Origin of the sequence: Zophobihabitans entericus (genome assembly GCF_011745665.1) — a bacterium.
GTDB lineage: Bacteria > Pseudomonadota > Gammaproteobacteria > Enterobacterales > Orbaceae > Zophobihabitans > Zophobihabitans entericus.
On record NZ_CP050253.1, the window covers coordinates 2354094 to 2370551 of the forward strand.

The window sequence follows — 16458 nt, forward strand, 5'->3', positions numbered from 1 at the left end:
CAGCAGGCTTATCTTAATCTCAGTGTTCTAGATTCTTATCCTGATTCACCCAAATCAATTGTTGAGTATCAATATTTAATTCATAAGCGACAGTTAATAGTTCCTGCTTTAAATTCTCACTGATGGTTGGTGTTCTGGATAATATCCAGAAATATTTTAGACTTGAACCGACAATCACTGCATATTGATAATGCTCATCTAGCTTAACAATATTATATCCACCATAAAATGGACCAAAGAAAGAGACTTTCAAAGCACCTGTATCAGGCTCTCCTAAAAACTTAGCTGTTCCAATTGCCTCACTCCACTTTCCTTTAATCGGATTAAATCCACTATTAACGACTTTAACATCTCCATTTTCTTTTAAAGAATAAGCCGCTTTAACGTTATTTAAGCCTTTCTCAAAAGAGTGATCCAGTCTGGCAATTTCATACCAGGTGCCTAAATATTTTGAGATATCAAATTGATCGACAGGCTTAATGTCAGGAGGTACAGATACAGAGCAACCAGTAAACAAAAAAGCACTCAAAATTTTACCAATATGATGAAATTTGAACATATAAACCTCCGTGTTTAGGTATTCACTTATTTGAATTGATTTACAAATATTATCTTATCTATTTATGACTAAATTTAAATAGAGAAAGAAAAATATTATTGAATCTCTAGCTCTTTATTATAATTGAGCCCTCAAAAAAGCCCGCATTAGCGGGCTGATTATCAATAATTGATACCAATGATTACATCAACGTTTATAATTATACTGGAACATTAATAATTATTTCACTGTAACCACTGTTGATGCCTTTATTGTTTCATCAGTGAGTTCCTGACCAATACCAGGTAATTCCGGCACTTCATACATACCATTGACTGGTAAATAATTATATTTACAAGTTCTGGTATTTGGCTCAAGCAGTGCGTAACGATGTAATTCATGAATAACAAAGTTAGGAATCGCGGCTTCCATATGCAGTGCAACAGCGGTTGAGATAGGCCCACCACAGACGTGAATCTGCACAGTTTTGTCATAGACATGTGCCATATCACAAATTTTCTTCACTTCAGTCACACCACCACAAGTACAGATATCTGGTTGAATAACACTTAAGCTGCCATTTTCAAAAAATGGACGATAACCCCAGCGCCAATAAATACGTTCACCTGCTGCAATAGGAATATTGACCTTATCTGCCACTAATTTCATTTGGTTTGGATTTAGAGGCATCACCGGTTCTTCATAATAGAAAATACCTAGCTCTTCAATCATTCGGCCAAACTGAATGGCTGATGTTGTATCAGTAAAAGCGTGCATTTCAGCAATGATATCCACATCAGGACCAACTGCATCACGCATGGCAGCCATTCGGTCGTACCCCAAGCGTAATACTTTATCAGTTAAAGGACCTGTCAGATTTTGTTTATTCCAGTTACCTTGTCTGTCCATCGCAATAGTATCGACTTTTAAAGCGTCATACCCTTCACCGACAGCGATTCTGGCCGCATCTGCATACTGCTCAGGTTCAATAAGCATCGCTTTATCACTGCCTTCTCCCCAGCCAAATTGTAACTGACTGGCATAGGTTCTAATTTTATCGCGGGTTTTACCACCCAGTAACTGATAAAGCGGCACACCAAGGGCTTTACCCTTAATATCCCATAGTGCAATATCAATCCCGCTCATCCCAGCTGAAATCACACCACCACCACCTTGTCCCCAGAAGGTTTTTTTCAGCATTTTTTCCCAGATAGCTTCATTATTCATCGGATCCATACCAATAATTAATGCCGCTAAGTCTTTTGCCATACCAAATCCAGCTGAGGCTCCGACTCCATAAGCAAGTCCAACTTCACCAAAACCAGAAATTCCCTCATCAGTATTGATTCGAACTACAACAGGACGCCATTTACTGGTCGCGGACTGGAAATCATTAGCTACATCAATAATATCAACACTAGTAATTTTCATAATTCACTCCTGATTCTGTTTAGTATTTTTTGATCGTTAAAATGAGTGCTGCAACAATTGCAACCACACCGGTGACAACCAGACATAGCAGGCCTCCGGTATAGCCACCGGTTAACATAATAAATAAGCCAATAAAGGCCGGGGATAAAGAGGCTAAACCATTAGCTAAACCATTCATCATTCCTGCGGCTGTTGACATTGATGAGCCCGGAATTAAACCTTGCAATAAAGTCCATGCCACAGGTGTACCCATGGTGCAAAATGCGACAGCTAAGGATAAAAAGACGGCAGAAACATATTTATTCTCAACCACTGCTCCACAATAAACACATATTGCAGCTGAACACATGGCAACCATCAGTATTGGAGCATTGCGCCCCACTTTATCAGAGATAATCCCCGTCATTGCTTTAGAGAAAGTTGATAGGATAAATGGTAAAGATGCCAGCCACCCCATTTCAGCCCACGAAAATCCTCTGGCACTTTTTAAATAGGCCGGCAACCAGGTAATGAGCCCCCAATACATACCTTGTAAGCAAAGATACCAAAGCACCAGCAGCCAGTAGTGATAATTGGTGATAAAAGGTTTTACTCTGACCCAGAAAGATTCTGTTGACTTAACTGCCGGGGCTTCTTGCCCGGCTTCAATATGAGCAATTTCAGCTGCACTAATGCCTTTTAATTGCCTTGGCGTATCTGCTGTATGACGCCATAACAGATACAGGGGAATTAAACCAATAACAGCACAGAAGAAAAAGTTTGAACGCCAGCCAAACGTACCAATCCAGTAAGCAAAAAATGGCATAGCAATAGCCGGAGCGATAGATTGACCAACAATCCAGGCCGCATTTGCACGCCCTCGTTCTTGTTTAGGAAACCAATTTTTGATAAACACACTTTGCAATGGATAGTAAAAGCCTTCACCCACACCAAGTAAGATGCGACAAATAATGATCAAGGTGAACGAAGTGGCAAAACCACCGATTAATAGTGAAATAGTCCAAAGAACAATACATAAAATCATGGATTTTCTTGGACCAAGGTAATCACCAACTGGTGATAAGACAACATTGGCAATACCATAAGCAGCTAAAAAGACAGACATCATCATACCAATTTGTACAGGTAGACCTTGAATCCCCATATCGGTCAGGAATATATCATTAGCAGCTAAAACAGATACGTTAACACGATCCAGATAAGCAATAAAAATACCTACAAAAAGACAAGCAACTATAATAAAACGTTTTCGGGTAGGACGTATAGAAACATCATCTTGCATTCTCTCTTCCTCCTTAACATAACAATTAAATCGGTAAGCTAGCTTTTTCAGTTATTATCGTACATAGTACGCAGAATACCTTAGCAATCCTCTGAAATTATTTATAACGAGTTTTTTTATTCGATTAATTAGTTTTTCTAATAATAAAAAGAATATGGAGGGATGATGAATCTGACAATCAGACAATTCAGAGCATTTATTGCCGTAGCAAATACGCATAGCTTTACCGCTGCCGGACAACTACTTTTTATCACTCAAGGTGCCGTCAGCAGTTTGATTCGAGATCTGGAAGCACAAATGGGAATCTCTTTATTTGACCGTTGCTCCAGACATGTAACCTTATCACCAGATGGCAAAAGTTTCTTACCCATTGCCAGTCGGGCTGTTGATGAATTTGATCGTGCAGAGCGTTATGCCAAAGAGTTACACAAAGCCCGTTTAACACTTGTTCGTATTGTGGGTGCTCCACTCATTGCCAGTACATTACTCCCCATTATGATTGGAGAGTTTACCCGCAAAAATCCGGATATTCATATTGAACTCATTGATCATCCCATGTCGTTGTTACAATCTTGTGTGTTATCTGGTGATGCTGATTTTGGGATTGGACCACAACGCTGGCTTGAGCCTGACTTAATGGAAGAAACTCTTTTTAGTACCCCTATATCTGTATTATGTCGTCCTGATCACAAATTTGTAGAGAACTTTCCTTGCTGGCAGGACTTAAAAGATGAACAAGTGATAGGGGTTGGTGACGAATCTATCGCTTTTATCTCTGCAGATTCTGGGGTACCGATAAAAGCCAGAAGAGTAGTTAATCAAATGGCAACAGCGATGTCACTGGCAGCGCAAGGTGCAGGCATTGTACTGGCTGGACCATTTTCCATGCGTATGGCTCGTGGTTATTACCTTACTCTTTGCCCACTACTCCCCATTGTCAAACGTAATATGAATATTTACAGTCATACTACTCGTGAACTATCACCTGCTGCGCAAAAATTTAAACAGTTTTTACAACAATATGTCACAGAAAATGATCCAAATGCTTATATGACTTTATGATTAACTAATTAGAATATAACTGAGATTTACCCATTGTTTGCATCAATGGGTAATACACGATATTATTCAGTCATATTAAGTCAGAGTAACTAAAAACATGTCAAATCAATTCACTTTCTATTTCCATGATTATGAAACATTTGGAATCAGTCCCGCTTATGATCGCCCTGCACAATTTGCCGGGATCCGCACTGATAGTGATTTGAATATTATAGAAGAACCTTTAGTTGTTTACTGTAAACCCGCTAATGATTACCTGCCTAATCCTGATGCTGTTCTAATCACAGGCATTACTCCACAACTGGCACTTAAAAAAGGTCTGGTTGAAGCGGAATTTACCAAACAGATTCATGACGCTTTTAGCGAATCTAATACCTGTATTATTGGCTACAACAATATCCGTTTTGATGATGAAGTAACACGCAATATTCTTTATCGTAATTTCTATGATCCTTATGCATACAGCTGGCAAAATGGTAATTCTCGTTGGGATTTACTTGATGTTGTCAGGGCCTGTTATGCTTTGCGCCCGGAAGGTATTGAATGGCCGCTTAATGATGATGGTTTACCCAGCTTTCGCTTAGAGTACTTAACCAAAGCCAACAATATTACTCATGAACAGGCCCATGATGCCATGTCCGATGTATACGCAACCATTGCCATGGCGAAACTGATTAAAACCAAACAACCAAGACTTTTTGATTATCTTTTTTCATTAAGAAATAAAAATAAAGTCGCCGAACTCATCGATGTACTGAACATGACACCACTGGTACACGTGTCAGGTATGCTTGGTGCCTATCGTGGCAATACCAGCTGGGTGAGTCCGATTGTATGGCATCCGTTACAAAATAATGCGGTTGTTGTTTGTGATTTAATGGGAGATGTACAGACTTTACTGGATCTCTCAACACAGCAACTTAAAGAACGTCTTTATACTAAAAATGAAGACTTAGCTTTAGGTGAGTCTCGTATTCCGTTAAAGCTTGTTCATACCAATAAATGTCCTATTTTGACACCGGCTAAAACACTGCTTCCGGAAAATGCCGATCGATTGGGTATTGACAGAGATGCCTGTCTACAAAACTTGCAACTTTTAAAAGACAATCAGGCTTATATTCAGGATAAGATTACTGAACTTTTTAGTCAGCCGGAAGAATATCCGACAAAAACGGATGTTGATGGTCAGCTTTATGATGGTTTTTTTGATAATCAGGCTAAATCGGTTTGTCAGACCATCAGAACCACAAATCCGGAGCAACTATCCAGTCTAAACTTAAGTTTCACTGACCAAAGACTTAAAGCCCTGTTCTTCCGTTATAAAGCTCGTAACTATCCACAATCACTTAATGATTTAGAGCAAAAGCAGTGGCAGGCTTACCGGGCAGATAAGCTGAATCAACAATATGTGCACGACTATATCCTTGAGCTGGAAAATAAGTTAGAAGCTAATATCGGTAAAGACGATAAAGTGGCTTTGTTGAAAGATTTATACAACTATTGTCATTATCTGGTAGGCTAAAAAACCTATTTATAAAAACATTATATGATGTTGTAAACAAGCGATTCTTACCCATAACCGGAGTGAATTGTTTGCGGTTAATGTCAAAAAGCGTATGATAATAAATTATCTCATCAGAACTCATTTTATTGATTATGAAACATTGGCTATCTCATAAATCGACGCCCAAACATCGTTTATACTCTTTATATTACGTATTATTTGCTTACGTACGCGCCTTTCTAATCATTATTCTTTGTCTTTGGGCTGGTAATTTACTAAGTTATATTCTTCCTATCATGATTCCCGGGAGTATTTTGGGTTTGTTAATTCTGTTCTTCTTAATGAGTTTTCAGATTATTCCAACTAAGTGGGTGAAGTGTGGTTGTCAGCTGTTCATGCGTTATATGATGATTTTATTTGTTCCTGCTGCAATGGGAATTATGGATAACTACTATTTATTACTTTTCTCATTTATGCCTATTATTTTAGGAAGTCTGGGAAGTACCCTCATTGTTTTACTGTTAGTGGGCTATTTAACTCAATACCTACATACCAGACCAAGAAAAGAACCAAAACAGGAGGTGCAATAATGTGGTGGATGCTGCCTGTAACCATTATTGTCTTTTTTGCTGTGCGCTACGCGGCACAAAAAATAAAGAGTCCATTATTTAATCCTTTGGTTGTAACAACACTCATTTTGATTCCAATCTTATTAGTCACAGGAACTAGCTATTCAGAATATGCTGGTAATGTAAAAATTCTTAATGATTTATTGGCTTGTTCTGTGGTTGCTTTGGCCTTACCACTTTATGAACTATTACCACAAATTAAAGAGCGCTGGAAATCCATTCTTTTTATTACTTTTACTGGTAGTGTTGCTGCCATGATAACTGGTGTCTCAATTGCATTTTGGCTTGGCGCCACCCCAGAAATCGCGGCTTCAGTCTTACCTAAATCAGTCACAACACCAATTGCAGTCACCCTAGCTGCGAGTCAGGAAGGTATTCCCTCTATTGCGGCTTTTTGTGTGGTGTTAGTCGGAACACTGGGCGCTATTGTTGGACATTCAATTTTAAATCTGTTTAGAATAAAGCATCACGCTGCACGTGGACTGGCAATTGGTACCGTTTCTCATGCAGTTGGTACTGCGCGTTGTATTGAGCTTGATTATCAGGAAGGCGCATATAGTTCTTTAGCGTTAGTATTGTGTGGTATAATTACATCGATTTTAGCACCATTTTTGTTCCCAATCATGTTGCTACTCCATAATTTGGCGTAAATGAGACGGTTTTGATGAAGCTAAGAAAAATATGTAAAATAATCATTTACTTATTTATCATTACAATTGCTGCAATCTTATTGATTGATCGCTGGATTAGTCATAAAACCTCTCCTTATATTTATACAAGTATCGATGATCTGCCTAAGCGTTCAATCGGTGTCGTGCTTGGCACTGCCAAATATGTCCGCACAGGTGTGCTAAATCAGTTTTATACCTACCGTATTCAGGGTGCTATCGATTTATATCAAAGTTATAAGGTCGATCACTTACTCCTTAGTGGTGATAATGCATTAAGAAGTTATAACGAACCGATCACCATGCAGCGTGATTTACTAAAAGCTAAAATTCCCCTCTCCGCTATTCATCTGGATTTTGCCGGATTCAGAACGTTAGACTCAGTCATTCGTGCTAATCGTGTATTTGATGCGAATGAATTCACTATCATCACCCAAGAATTTCATTGTGAAAGAGCAATTTTTATCGCTTTATCACAAGGAATTCAGGCACAGTGTTATGCAGTTCCTTCACCAAGTGAGATGAAAATGGTCAGAGTGAGAGAAATTTTAGCTCGTATTGGCGCCTTTTTAGATGTGTATATTTTAAATAAAGAGCCAAAATTCTTAGGCCCTATGCTACCTATCATTCAGGAAGATAATCTTACTGAACCGTCTCAAAAAGTAGAATCCTTGTCTAATAATTCATCATCTGCACCCGCTGAAACCTCAAATCGCTAATTTACCCCAAACAAATATTGCATTTTTATGCAAAAAATATTAATATTTACGCATATTGTCTATAAATAAAGATTACATGAATATTAAATTAAGCCATATCAACTGTTTCTATGGTTCACATCAGGCACTACACGATATAACCATTGATTTCTCATTAGGAGAAACACTTGTATTACTTGGGCCGAGTGGTGCAGGAAAGAGCTCATTACTGAAGGTGTTCAACCTGCTAGAAATCCCTGCAACAGGTAGTATGAGAATCGCTAACAGTTTTTATACCACTTTCAATGGTAAAGCCATTGATACAAATGTGATTAACTCGTTACGTAAAAATGTGGGCATGGTTTTTCAAAACTATAATTTATGGCCACATTTAACTGTGATGGAAAACTTAATTGAAGCACCTTGTCAGGTCTTAAAATTAAGTAAAAAAGTAGCCACTGATAAAGCATTATCGTTACTGGCGCGTTTACAACTTTCAGCCTTTGCTGATCGTTACCCTCTCCACTTATCAGGTGGTCAGCAGCAACGTGTAGCCATTGCCAGAGCGCTTATGATGGAACCAAAGATTTTACTGTTTGATGAACCAACTGCCGCACTGGACCCGGAAATCACGGCACAAGTGGCAGAGATTATTAAAGAGTTAGCTGATGGTGGTATTACTCAGATTATTGTAACGCATGAAGTTGATTTTGCCCGTAAAGTTGCTTCACAAGTTATTTATATGGAAGATGGACATATTGTAGAACAAGGCGATGCGAGTTGTTTTAGTCATCCAAAAACTGAACAATTCAAAGCCTATTTATCACACTAAGAAGGTGCGTATTATGAAAAAGACATTACTCGTACTTGCCATGACAGGTTTATGTTTTAGCGCTGCAGCAAGAGATATCTCATTTGGTACAGAAGCGACTTATGCACCATTTGAGTTCTACAACGAAAGCAACGAACTGGTTGGTTTTGATATTGATATTGCCAATAAAATTTGTGAAGAGTTAAATGCAACCTGTAAATTTACTAATCAGGCTTACGATAGCTTAATTCCAAGTTTAAAAACCAGACGAATCGATGCAGCTATTGCCGGTATTGATATTACTGATGAAAGAAGTGAACAAGTCTCTTTTACTCAGTCTTATTATGATAACTCTGCTGAGTTCTTTGCATTAAAAGATAAATTCGCTGATGTTGCTGCTCTTGAAGGCAAACGAGTTGGCCTGCAAAACGGTACCACCCATCAAAAATATCTGATGGATAAGTTTCCAAATATTGTTGTTGTCAGCTATGACAGCTATCAAAATGCTATTTTGGATCTAAAAAGTGGCAGAATTGATGCAATCTTCAGTGATACCGCTGTAGGTGACGAGTGGTTAGAAAAAGAAACTAACTTAGTGGTCGTTGGTGAAAAAGTGACAGACCCGGCTTATTTTGGTAATGGGTTTGGGATTGCGGTTAGAAAAGGTAATGATAAATTACTGGATGAGTTCAACACAGCTTTAGATAAAATGAAAGCTGATGGCACTTATCAGACTATCTATGATAAATGGTTTGAATAATTTCTCATTCAATCCTGAGCATAAATAAACGCACTATTTTTAGTGCGTTTATTACTTTATAAAATTGACCAATAACTTAACTTGCTTATGAATAATTTAGTCTACCTGAGTAATGTCTGGCCTCTTCTACAGGCTTCAGGGGCCACTTTGTCTATCGCTTTAATCTCTTTAGTTGTGGGATTAACTTTGGCTATGGTGTTTGCTGTCCTTGAATCCATCAAAATCAAATTTATTGCCAGACTGGTCACTTTATTTGTCATGATGATTCGGGGATTACCTGAAATCTTAGTGGTTATTGCTATTTATAATGGTATTCCAATGATCCTCAATGCGCTGGCTGATGGCATTGCGATTAATCTTGGATTTATTGATTTTACTTTGCAAGTTGAAATTGAAGACTTTAATGTCAGCCCTATTCTATGTGGTATTATTGCCCTGTCCTTACTGTATGCCTCTTATGCCTCTCAAACCTTACGTGGTGCATTTAAAGCGATTCCAATTGGCCAATGGCAAGCAGCTGAAGTACTCGGGCTTAGCAAACAACGTACGCTGTTTAGAATCATTCTGCCACAAATCTGGAAACATGCACTACCAGGTCTTGGTAATCAGTGGCTGGTACTCCTGAAAGATACTGCTCTGGTCTCATTAATCACAGTGAATGATATTATGATGCAGACCAGAAGTATTATCTCTTATACTCGTGATCCTTTTACCTGGTATTTAATCGCAGCAGTCATTTATTTAATTATCTCGATAATTAGCCAAAAAATTCTGAAAAAAATAGAACAGAAATCACTCTATTTTGAAACAGGAGCGCGTCATGGATAAGTTATGGCTGTATACTTCAACCCTTGCTAAAGGGCTGCCTGTTACTATTTCATTAAGTGTCAGCGCAATTATTGTGGCATGTGGTTTAGCGATTTTACTCACTATTCTGCTTACCTCCCAAAAAGCGGTTTTGACCTCTATTATTCGTGGTTATATTCTGGTCTTTACCGGCACACCACTACTGGTACAAATCTTTCTGATTTATTATGGTTTGGCTCGTTTTGAAGCAATCCGTGACCACTTACCGCTGTTATGGGATCTCTTCTCACGTCCATGGTTCTGTGCTTTCTTAGCGTTAGCTTTAAACAGTGCGGCTTATACCACGTTAATCTTCCACGGTGCATTAAAAGCGGTTCCTGATGGTCACTGGCAGGCTTGTGCAGCACTTGGTATGAATCAACGTCAGACATTAAAAGTAGTTCTGCCTTATGCACTAAAACGTGCCCTATCATCTTATTCAAACGAAGTCATCTTTGTGGTAAAAGGCACTGCTTTAGCTTCAACCATCACCCTGATGGATCTGATGGCTTATAATCAGTTCCTGAACGGTCGTTATTATGAATTTTCAATTTTTATTATAACTGGTGCGATTTACCTCTTGATTAATGGGTTTTTAAGCATCATTATGAGAATTATAGAGAAAAAAGCCTTAGCCTTTGAATCACAATAACGAGAAATATGAGTAAGCAACAAGAGCCATTTGATTCTGTCGAGTTTCTAAAACATGTCCCTCATGAACCTGGTGTTTATCAGATGTTCAATAAGGACAATACGATCATTTATGTCGGTAAAGCAAAAGATCTGAATAAGCGTTTAAAAAGCTACTTTAATACCAGTAAAAAAACGCTTAAGACAGATACGCTGGTCAGTCATATCGCTCATGTCGAATACACAATCACCAATACCGAAACCGAAGCGTTGCTACTTGAACAAACTTATATTAAGAAGCATCAGCCGCGTTATAACGTGTTGCTTAAAGATGATAAGAGTTATCCATTTATCCGATTATCCAAAGATAAACACCCAAGACTCAGTATTTATCGCGGTTCGACCAATAAGAAAGAAGATGAGTTTTTTGGTCCTTATCCTAACTCCAGCGCTGTTAAAAATATCTTAGCTTTATTACAAAAAGCGATTCCGGTACGCCAGTGTGAAAACGCTACTTATAACAATCGTACCCGCCCTTGCCTGCAATACCAAATTAAACGCTGCTTAGGTCCTTGTGTGAAAGGCATTATCAGTGATGAAGATTATGCTGAACAGGTTAATTATGTTCGCATGTTCTTGCAGGGTCATACTGAAAAGATTATTCAGACACTGATTAAAGATATGACTCAGGCCAGCGAGGCACTGAATTTTGAAAAAGCGGCACAGCTGCGCGATCAGCTGCAAGCGATTCAGCAGATTTCTGAAAAACAAGTGATTTACAATAATCACGATAACCTTGATGTGATCGGATTCCATTATGAAGCAGGTATTGCCTGTATTTATGTGTTATTTATTCGTAACGGTATTACCTTTGGTCATCGTGCTTATTCACCAAAAATTCCGTCCAATACTGAACTTGATGAAGTGATTGAAACCTTCCTTGGGCAGTTTTATTTGCAGGGTAATTTTAACCGCAACATACCAAAGAAGATTCTGATCAACTATCCATTAAAAGATAAGTCATCTTTAGAAGAGTCATTATCTCAGCTGGCTAATCGTCAGGTTAAAATTATTACTGATCCAAAAGGTGATAATACTAAGCTACTGACAATGGCCACCATGAATGCCAAAAAAGAAGTCACTAATAAGCTGTTGGAGAACTCAACTATTTCTCAGCGTTATCAGTCACTGCAAACCTTCTTAAATATTCCTAAGATTAAACGTATGGAATGTTTTGATATCAGTCACTTTACTGGTACTAACACCGTCGCCTCTTGCGTGGTATTTGATGACAAAGGTCCATTAAAATCAGAATACAGACGTTACAACGTCACTGATATTACACCAGGTGATGATTATGCAGCAATGGAGCAAACCCTTCGTCGCCGCTATGATAAGAAAGATCTGCCGGAAGATAAGATTCCGGATGTCATCTTTATTGATGGCGGTAAAGGTCAGCTCGCTAAAGCCCTAAAAGTGTTTGAGGAACTCAACGTCAATTGGGATAAAAACAGACCTATTCTGATTGGTGTCGCTAAAGGTTCTGAACGTAAAGAAGGACTAGAAACCCTGTTCTTTGAATCCCATGGTCATGGTTCTTATTTAGATGCTCATTCTCCGGCCCTGCTACTTATACAGCAAATTCGTAACGAGTCGCATAACCATGCCATTATTGGCCAACGTCAAAAACGTATCAAAGTGACCAAAGAGAGCTCACTTGAGTCAATTGAAGGCATTGGAGCTAAACGTCGTCAGGCACTGTTAAATCATTTTGGTGGTTTACAGGAACTGAAAAAAGCCAGTATCGATCAGATTGCGAAAGTTCAGGGAATCTCTTTGGTACAAGCAGAAAAAATTTATTCTGCCTTAAAACACTAAAATCTTATGAAATGAAAATGTTTTAGTAAAATATGTTAATTTATTAACAAAGCATTGAAAGAGTAAAGTTTTTAAGGCAACATAAACACTAATTTGAAACAATAAAATCACATTTCACAACCCCTTGATTTTATTGAATAAATTTTACTGAGTCTGACATGAAAATAAACTTGCCCATTTTGCTAACTATATTTCGGGTTATTCTGATTCCCTTTTTTATTCTGGCATATTATTTGTTAGATGAATGGTCGGCGTTCTTCACTGCATTAATCTTCATGGTTGCTGCCTTTACTGATGTTTTTGATGGTTATTTAGCTCGCCGCTTAAAACAGACTACCCGTTTTGGTGCTTTCTTAGATCCCGTTGCAGATAAGCTGATGGTTGCTATCGCGCTGATCCTAGTAACAGAACACTACGCTTCCTGGTGGATATCAATTCCGGCGATTATTATTCTCTCTCGTGAAATGTTAATTTCAGCCCTGCGTGAATGGATGGCACAAATTGGTAAACGTGATAACGTGGCTGTTTCTGGTATGGGTAAAATCAAAACCATCTCACAGATGACCGCCCTGACCTGGTTGCTTTGGCGTCCAAATGACATTGTCATTATTGCCGGTATTGTTGTTCTATATATTTCAGTGATTTTAACTCTTTGGTCAATGTTTGAATATTTATGGGCAGCTCGCAAAGATTTACTCAGTGATAGCGGGGAATGATTCAAAAGTAACCAGTTGAGCACCTTTTTCTAAAAATTTTATTGACTGGAGAATTAAGATAAGTAAAATGCACTGCATTCGAAGCAATACTGAAATTCAGTAGCGTTGAGAAGCCCGGGTGGTGAAATCGGTAGACACAAGGGATTTAAAATCCCTCGGCCTTTTTGGCCGTGCGAGTTCAAGTCTCGCCCCGGGCACCACTTTAAAGCAACACTTCTATGCGGGAATAGCTCAGTTGGTAGAGCGCAACCTTGCCAAGGTTGAGGTCGCGAGTTCGAACCTCGTTTCCCGCTCCAAGCTTTATTCTAACGGTGTGCGTAGTCTTCCATTTCATGTCATAACCTCTTGTAACACAATACTTTTAACTACTTTGATTTTCCACTGGCGTGCATAGTCTTCCACTGACAGCCACAGAAACTTAGTACATAAATTAGTACATAACCATTTTGAAATTAGTACATAAGAAATTCGGTTTCTTTCTTATTTAATCATGTGCTTATGCTAATTTTCCCTAAACCTTATTTTTCAATGAGGAGTGCTTTTGGACTAACCCACATTCAAATGACTTTTTAGGAGATTAGTATTATGTCAATGTTAACTTTAAATGCTGCTAAAGCAGCAAAACCCAAAAAGAAAGAATATAGTATCAAAGATGGTCTAGGTCTTTTTCTAAGTGTTTTACCTTCTGGTGGAAAATATTGGGCATTTCGATTCTCATGGCAGGGCAAACAACAGCGTATATCACTAGGTGTTTTCCCTGATGTAGACATCAAAACTGCTAGGGAAAGACGTGATGCTTGTAGAGAGCTTATTATTACAGGTCTTGATCCTAGATTACCACGTCGCAAAGGCATAGAAGATGATACAGAAACAGTAAAAAGTGTAACGTTTGCAGAATATGCTGAAAATTGGAAAACTTTTAAACTCCTTAAATTAGCAAAAAAACGAGGAAACATTCAAAGTAAGGGGTTAAAACAAAAACCTGAACGCCAGAGTACTAAAATTCAAATAGAGCGATATTTACGTTTAGACTTTTTACCTTCTCTTGGCGAAATACCAATAAAGGACATTAAACGGCAAGATATTTTATCTGTTTTGAGAAAAATTGAAAAAAGAGGTTCTCTTTCTATTGTTAAGAAATGTATGACTTGGCTAAACGAGATATTTCGTTTTGCAATAGCGGAAGGTTTGATAGAAATGAATCCTGCTTCTGATCTCGATATCTTACTTTTAGAGCATGGCCCAGCTAAAAATAATCCACATTTGGCAAAAGAGGAGTTACCTAAGTTTTTATATGATCTTAGAAATTACAAAGGTGAGTATCAAACTATGTTGGGACTTCGTCTTTTATTATTAACAGGTGTACGTACTGGTGAATTACGATTTGCTTTTCCTGAAGAGTTTGATTTAGATAAAAAGCTCTGGCTCGTTCCACCTGAAACAGTTAAGCAGTTGCAGCGTAAAGTATTTGCAACTAAAGAGAAAATACCAGCATATATTGTACCTTTATCTGAGCAAGCAGTAGAAGTTGTCAAAGAATTACTCAGTTTATGTAGACCAGGTCAAAAATATTTGCTGTCGCATCGCACTGAACCTATGCAGTCAATAAGTGAAAATACACTTAATCACGGATTACACCGCATGGGATATAAAGATAAATTAACAGGTCATGGCATACGTGCTACGATTTCAACGGCTTTACATGAAATGAATTTTCCATCTTCATGGATTGATGCACAATTATCTCATTCTGATAAAAATACTACACGATTGGTTTACAACCATGCTCAATATGTTGAAGATAGACGTGGGATGATGCAAACGTGGGCTGATACCTTAGATGAACTGGAAAAGTCTTATGTCCCTGTTGTGTTAGATAAATTAGTCGCATAATTGCACTAATATGCCAAAAAAGACGACATCATTTGTCGTCTTTTTTTATCCTAAAAATTTATTTTCCCTTTTTAACATATTCGGTTACATGAAAATTTATTTAAACCAAATATTGAATACTGGTTATTTCTCGAACTATTTTATTTTATCTAGTACACCTAGATAAAATATCAGGTTATTATCTAATAAACATAATAATATCAAAATGCGCTTACGTTAAATCTGTATTTATCACCTAAAAATAGAAAAGTTAAATTAAGCTTTTCATGGAATGTATTTTTAAGTGTATTAAGGAATGGAATGGAGTTGCTATGCCTATTACTACCTCAGAATCAGAAAGAGAAAGAAGACCGCAATTACGAAAAACATATTATTACCCAATTGAAGTAGCAATACGTTGGAGTGGTCTACTGACTGAAGAACAGATAATTATCAATAGCTATAAGCATAATAGGCAACATAATCACAAAATTCCAGAGTGGGAAGAGTTTTATACAAAATTAGAGCAAATTTATGATGGGCTGATGAATGGTGAATTAGCGTATGGTAAATTTGGACAAAAAGATGTTTATATGAATATCTATGATCCTGCCCTGTCCATTCGACATGTGGATTTAAAGGCTTGGATGAGTAAATTTTACCCTTATGATAGACCAGAATTTTTATTTGACCCTTTAGAACGACAGCTTTTTCCTCCCACTTCCGGCTTTAATGTTGAATCATTGCAATTACTCTTTTTAGAGCGAGAATCATTAAAAACACAAGTTGATAAACACAAAGAAGCCATTAAAGAACTCAGTTATAAACTAGAAAATCCTACATTTAAAGATAAACTTAATTCCAAAAGTGAAAATACCTATCTGACCATCATTGGGGCATTGCTTGATCTCTTACACACTCCAGCTAAAAACCAAATACAACATTACAAAACGTTAGACTCGGTCATTGATGCGATCCTGACTCGGTATCCACGAATTTATGGGTTATCAGAACGAAATCTAAAAGGTAAATTTGCTCAGGCAAAAAGACACTTAACCTCAGAATTATAAAGTATCGGAATATTTAGTTAGTGCAAGTTGCACTATTAAAATTGCATCTGCATGTTATCGTTA

The 16458-nt window shown here is 37.8% G+C and carries 16 protein-coding genes and 2 tRNA genes; 15 read left to right on the plus strand and 3 right to left on the minus strand.

All coding sequences use genetic code 11. The features are described 5' to 3' along the window. Nucleotides 1-19: 19 nt before the first annotated feature. From IPMB12_RS10675 to IPMB12_RS10685, 3 genes are all read right to left on the minus strand, one after another. Nucleotides 20-559: a lipocalin family protein gene (locus tag IPMB12_RS10675; RefSeq protein WP_166917407.1), complete on the minus strand. Its 540-nt coding sequence runs from the start codon at nt 557-559 to the stop codon at nt 20-22. Nucleotides 560-778: 219 nt separating this feature from the next. After that, a complete protein-coding gene (locus tag IPMB12_RS10680; RefSeq protein WP_208293494.1) occupies nt 779-1969 on the minus strand; it encodes a mandelate racemase/muconate lactonizing enzyme family protein in 1191 nt (396 codons plus the stop codon). A gap of 19 nt (nt 1970-1988) precedes the next feature. Continuing rightward, nucleotides 1989-3251, minus strand: a complete 1263-nt coding sequence (locus IPMB12_RS10685) for an MFS transporter (RefSeq protein WP_166917408.1) — start codon at nt 3249-3251, stop codon at nt 1989-1991. Nucleotides 3252-3416: 165 nt separating this feature from the next. Here IPMB12_RS10685 and IPMB12_RS10690 point away from each other — a divergent pair, with 165 nt between their 5' ends. The 15 genes from IPMB12_RS10690 (at nt 3417) to IPMB12_RS10760 (ending at nt 16395) form a co-directional block, all read left to right on the plus strand. Further along, nucleotides 3417-4313: a LysR family transcriptional regulator gene (locus IPMB12_RS10690; protein ID WP_166917783.1), complete on the plus strand. Its 897-nt coding sequence runs from the start codon at nt 3417-3419 to the stop codon at nt 4311-4313. Between the two features lie 97 nt (nt 4314-4410). Further along, nucleotides 4411-5835: an exodeoxyribonuclease I gene (sbcB, locus tag IPMB12_RS10695; RefSeq protein WP_166917409.1), complete on the plus strand. Its 1425-nt coding sequence runs from the start codon at nt 4411-4413 to the stop codon at nt 5833-5835. Nucleotides 5836-5969: 134 nt separating this feature from the next. Continuing rightward, entirely contained in the window at nt 5970-6407 is a 438-nt protein-coding gene (locus IPMB12_RS10700; RefSeq protein WP_166917410.1) for a CidA/LrgA family protein, read from the plus strand. After that, a complete protein-coding gene (locus tag IPMB12_RS10705; RefSeq protein ID WP_166917411.1) occupies nt 6407-7096 on the plus strand; it encodes a CidB/LrgB family autolysis modulator in 690 nt (229 codons plus the stop codon). The genes IPMB12_RS10700 and IPMB12_RS10705 overlap by 1 nt, the downstream gene beginning before the upstream one ends. A gap of 14 nt (nt 7097-7110) precedes the next feature. Beyond that, nucleotides 7111-7833 carry an ElyC/SanA/YdcF family protein gene (locus tag IPMB12_RS10710; RefSeq protein ID WP_166917412.1) on the plus strand — a complete coding sequence of 241 codons (723 nt, stop codon included), beginning with the start codon at nt 7111-7113 and terminating at the stop codon, nt 7831-7833. Nucleotides 7834-7909: 76 nt separating this feature from the next. Next, nucleotides 7910-8644 carry an arginine ABC transporter ATP-binding protein ArtP gene (gene artP, locus IPMB12_RS10715; RefSeq protein WP_166917413.1) on the plus strand — a complete coding sequence of 245 codons (735 nt, stop codon included), beginning with the start codon at nt 7910-7912 and terminating at the stop codon, nt 8642-8644. Nucleotides 8645-8657: 13 nt separating this feature from the next. Further along, nucleotides 8658-9383 (plus strand): arginine ABC transporter substrate-binding protein, encoded by a 726-nt coding sequence (locus tag IPMB12_RS10720; protein ID WP_166917414.1) that lies wholly within the window; start codon nt 8658-8660, stop codon nt 9381-9383. 105 nt (nt 9384-9488) lie between these two features. Then, a complete protein-coding gene (artQ, locus tag IPMB12_RS10725; RefSeq protein ID WP_166917784.1) occupies nt 9489-10211 on the plus strand; it encodes an arginine ABC transporter permease ArtQ in 723 nt (240 codons plus the stop codon). Next, nucleotides 10204-10881 carry an arginine ABC transporter permease ArtM gene (gene artM / locus IPMB12_RS10730; protein WP_166917415.1) on the plus strand — a complete coding sequence of 226 codons (678 nt, stop codon included), beginning with the start codon at nt 10204-10206 and terminating at the stop codon, nt 10879-10881. Before artQ ends, artM begins: the two co-directional genes overlap by 8 nt. A gap of 8 nt (nt 10882-10889) precedes the next feature. After that, on the plus strand, nt 10890-12737 hold the full coding sequence (gene uvrC / locus IPMB12_RS10735) for an excinuclease ABC subunit UvrC (RefSeq protein WP_166917416.1): 1848 nt from the start codon (nt 10890-10892) through the stop codon (nt 12735-12737). A gap of 158 nt (nt 12738-12895) precedes the next feature. Then, a complete protein-coding gene (gene pgsA, locus IPMB12_RS10740; protein ID WP_166917417.1) occupies nt 12896-13453 on the plus strand; it encodes a CDP-diacylglycerol--glycerol-3-phosphate 3-phosphatidyltransferase in 558 nt (185 codons plus the stop codon). 112 nt (nt 13454-13565) lie between these two features. Continuing rightward, a tRNA-Leu gene (locus IPMB12_RS10745) sits at nt 13566-13653 on the plus strand. A 20-nt stretch (nt 13654-13673) separates the two neighbouring features. Next, a tRNA-Gly gene (locus tag IPMB12_RS10750) sits at nt 13674-13749 on the plus strand. Nucleotides 13750-14038: 289 nt separating this feature from the next. Continuing rightward, entirely contained in the window at nt 14039-15346 is a 1308-nt protein-coding gene (locus IPMB12_RS10755) for a tyrosine-type recombinase/integrase (protein ID WP_208293497.1), read from the plus strand. A 311-nt stretch (nt 15347-15657) separates the two neighbouring features. After that, on the plus strand, nt 15658-16395 hold the full coding sequence (locus tag IPMB12_RS10760; RefSeq protein WP_166917418.1) for a hypothetical protein: 738 nt from the start codon (nt 15658-15660) through the stop codon (nt 16393-16395). Nucleotides 16396-16458: the final 63 nt, after the last annotated feature.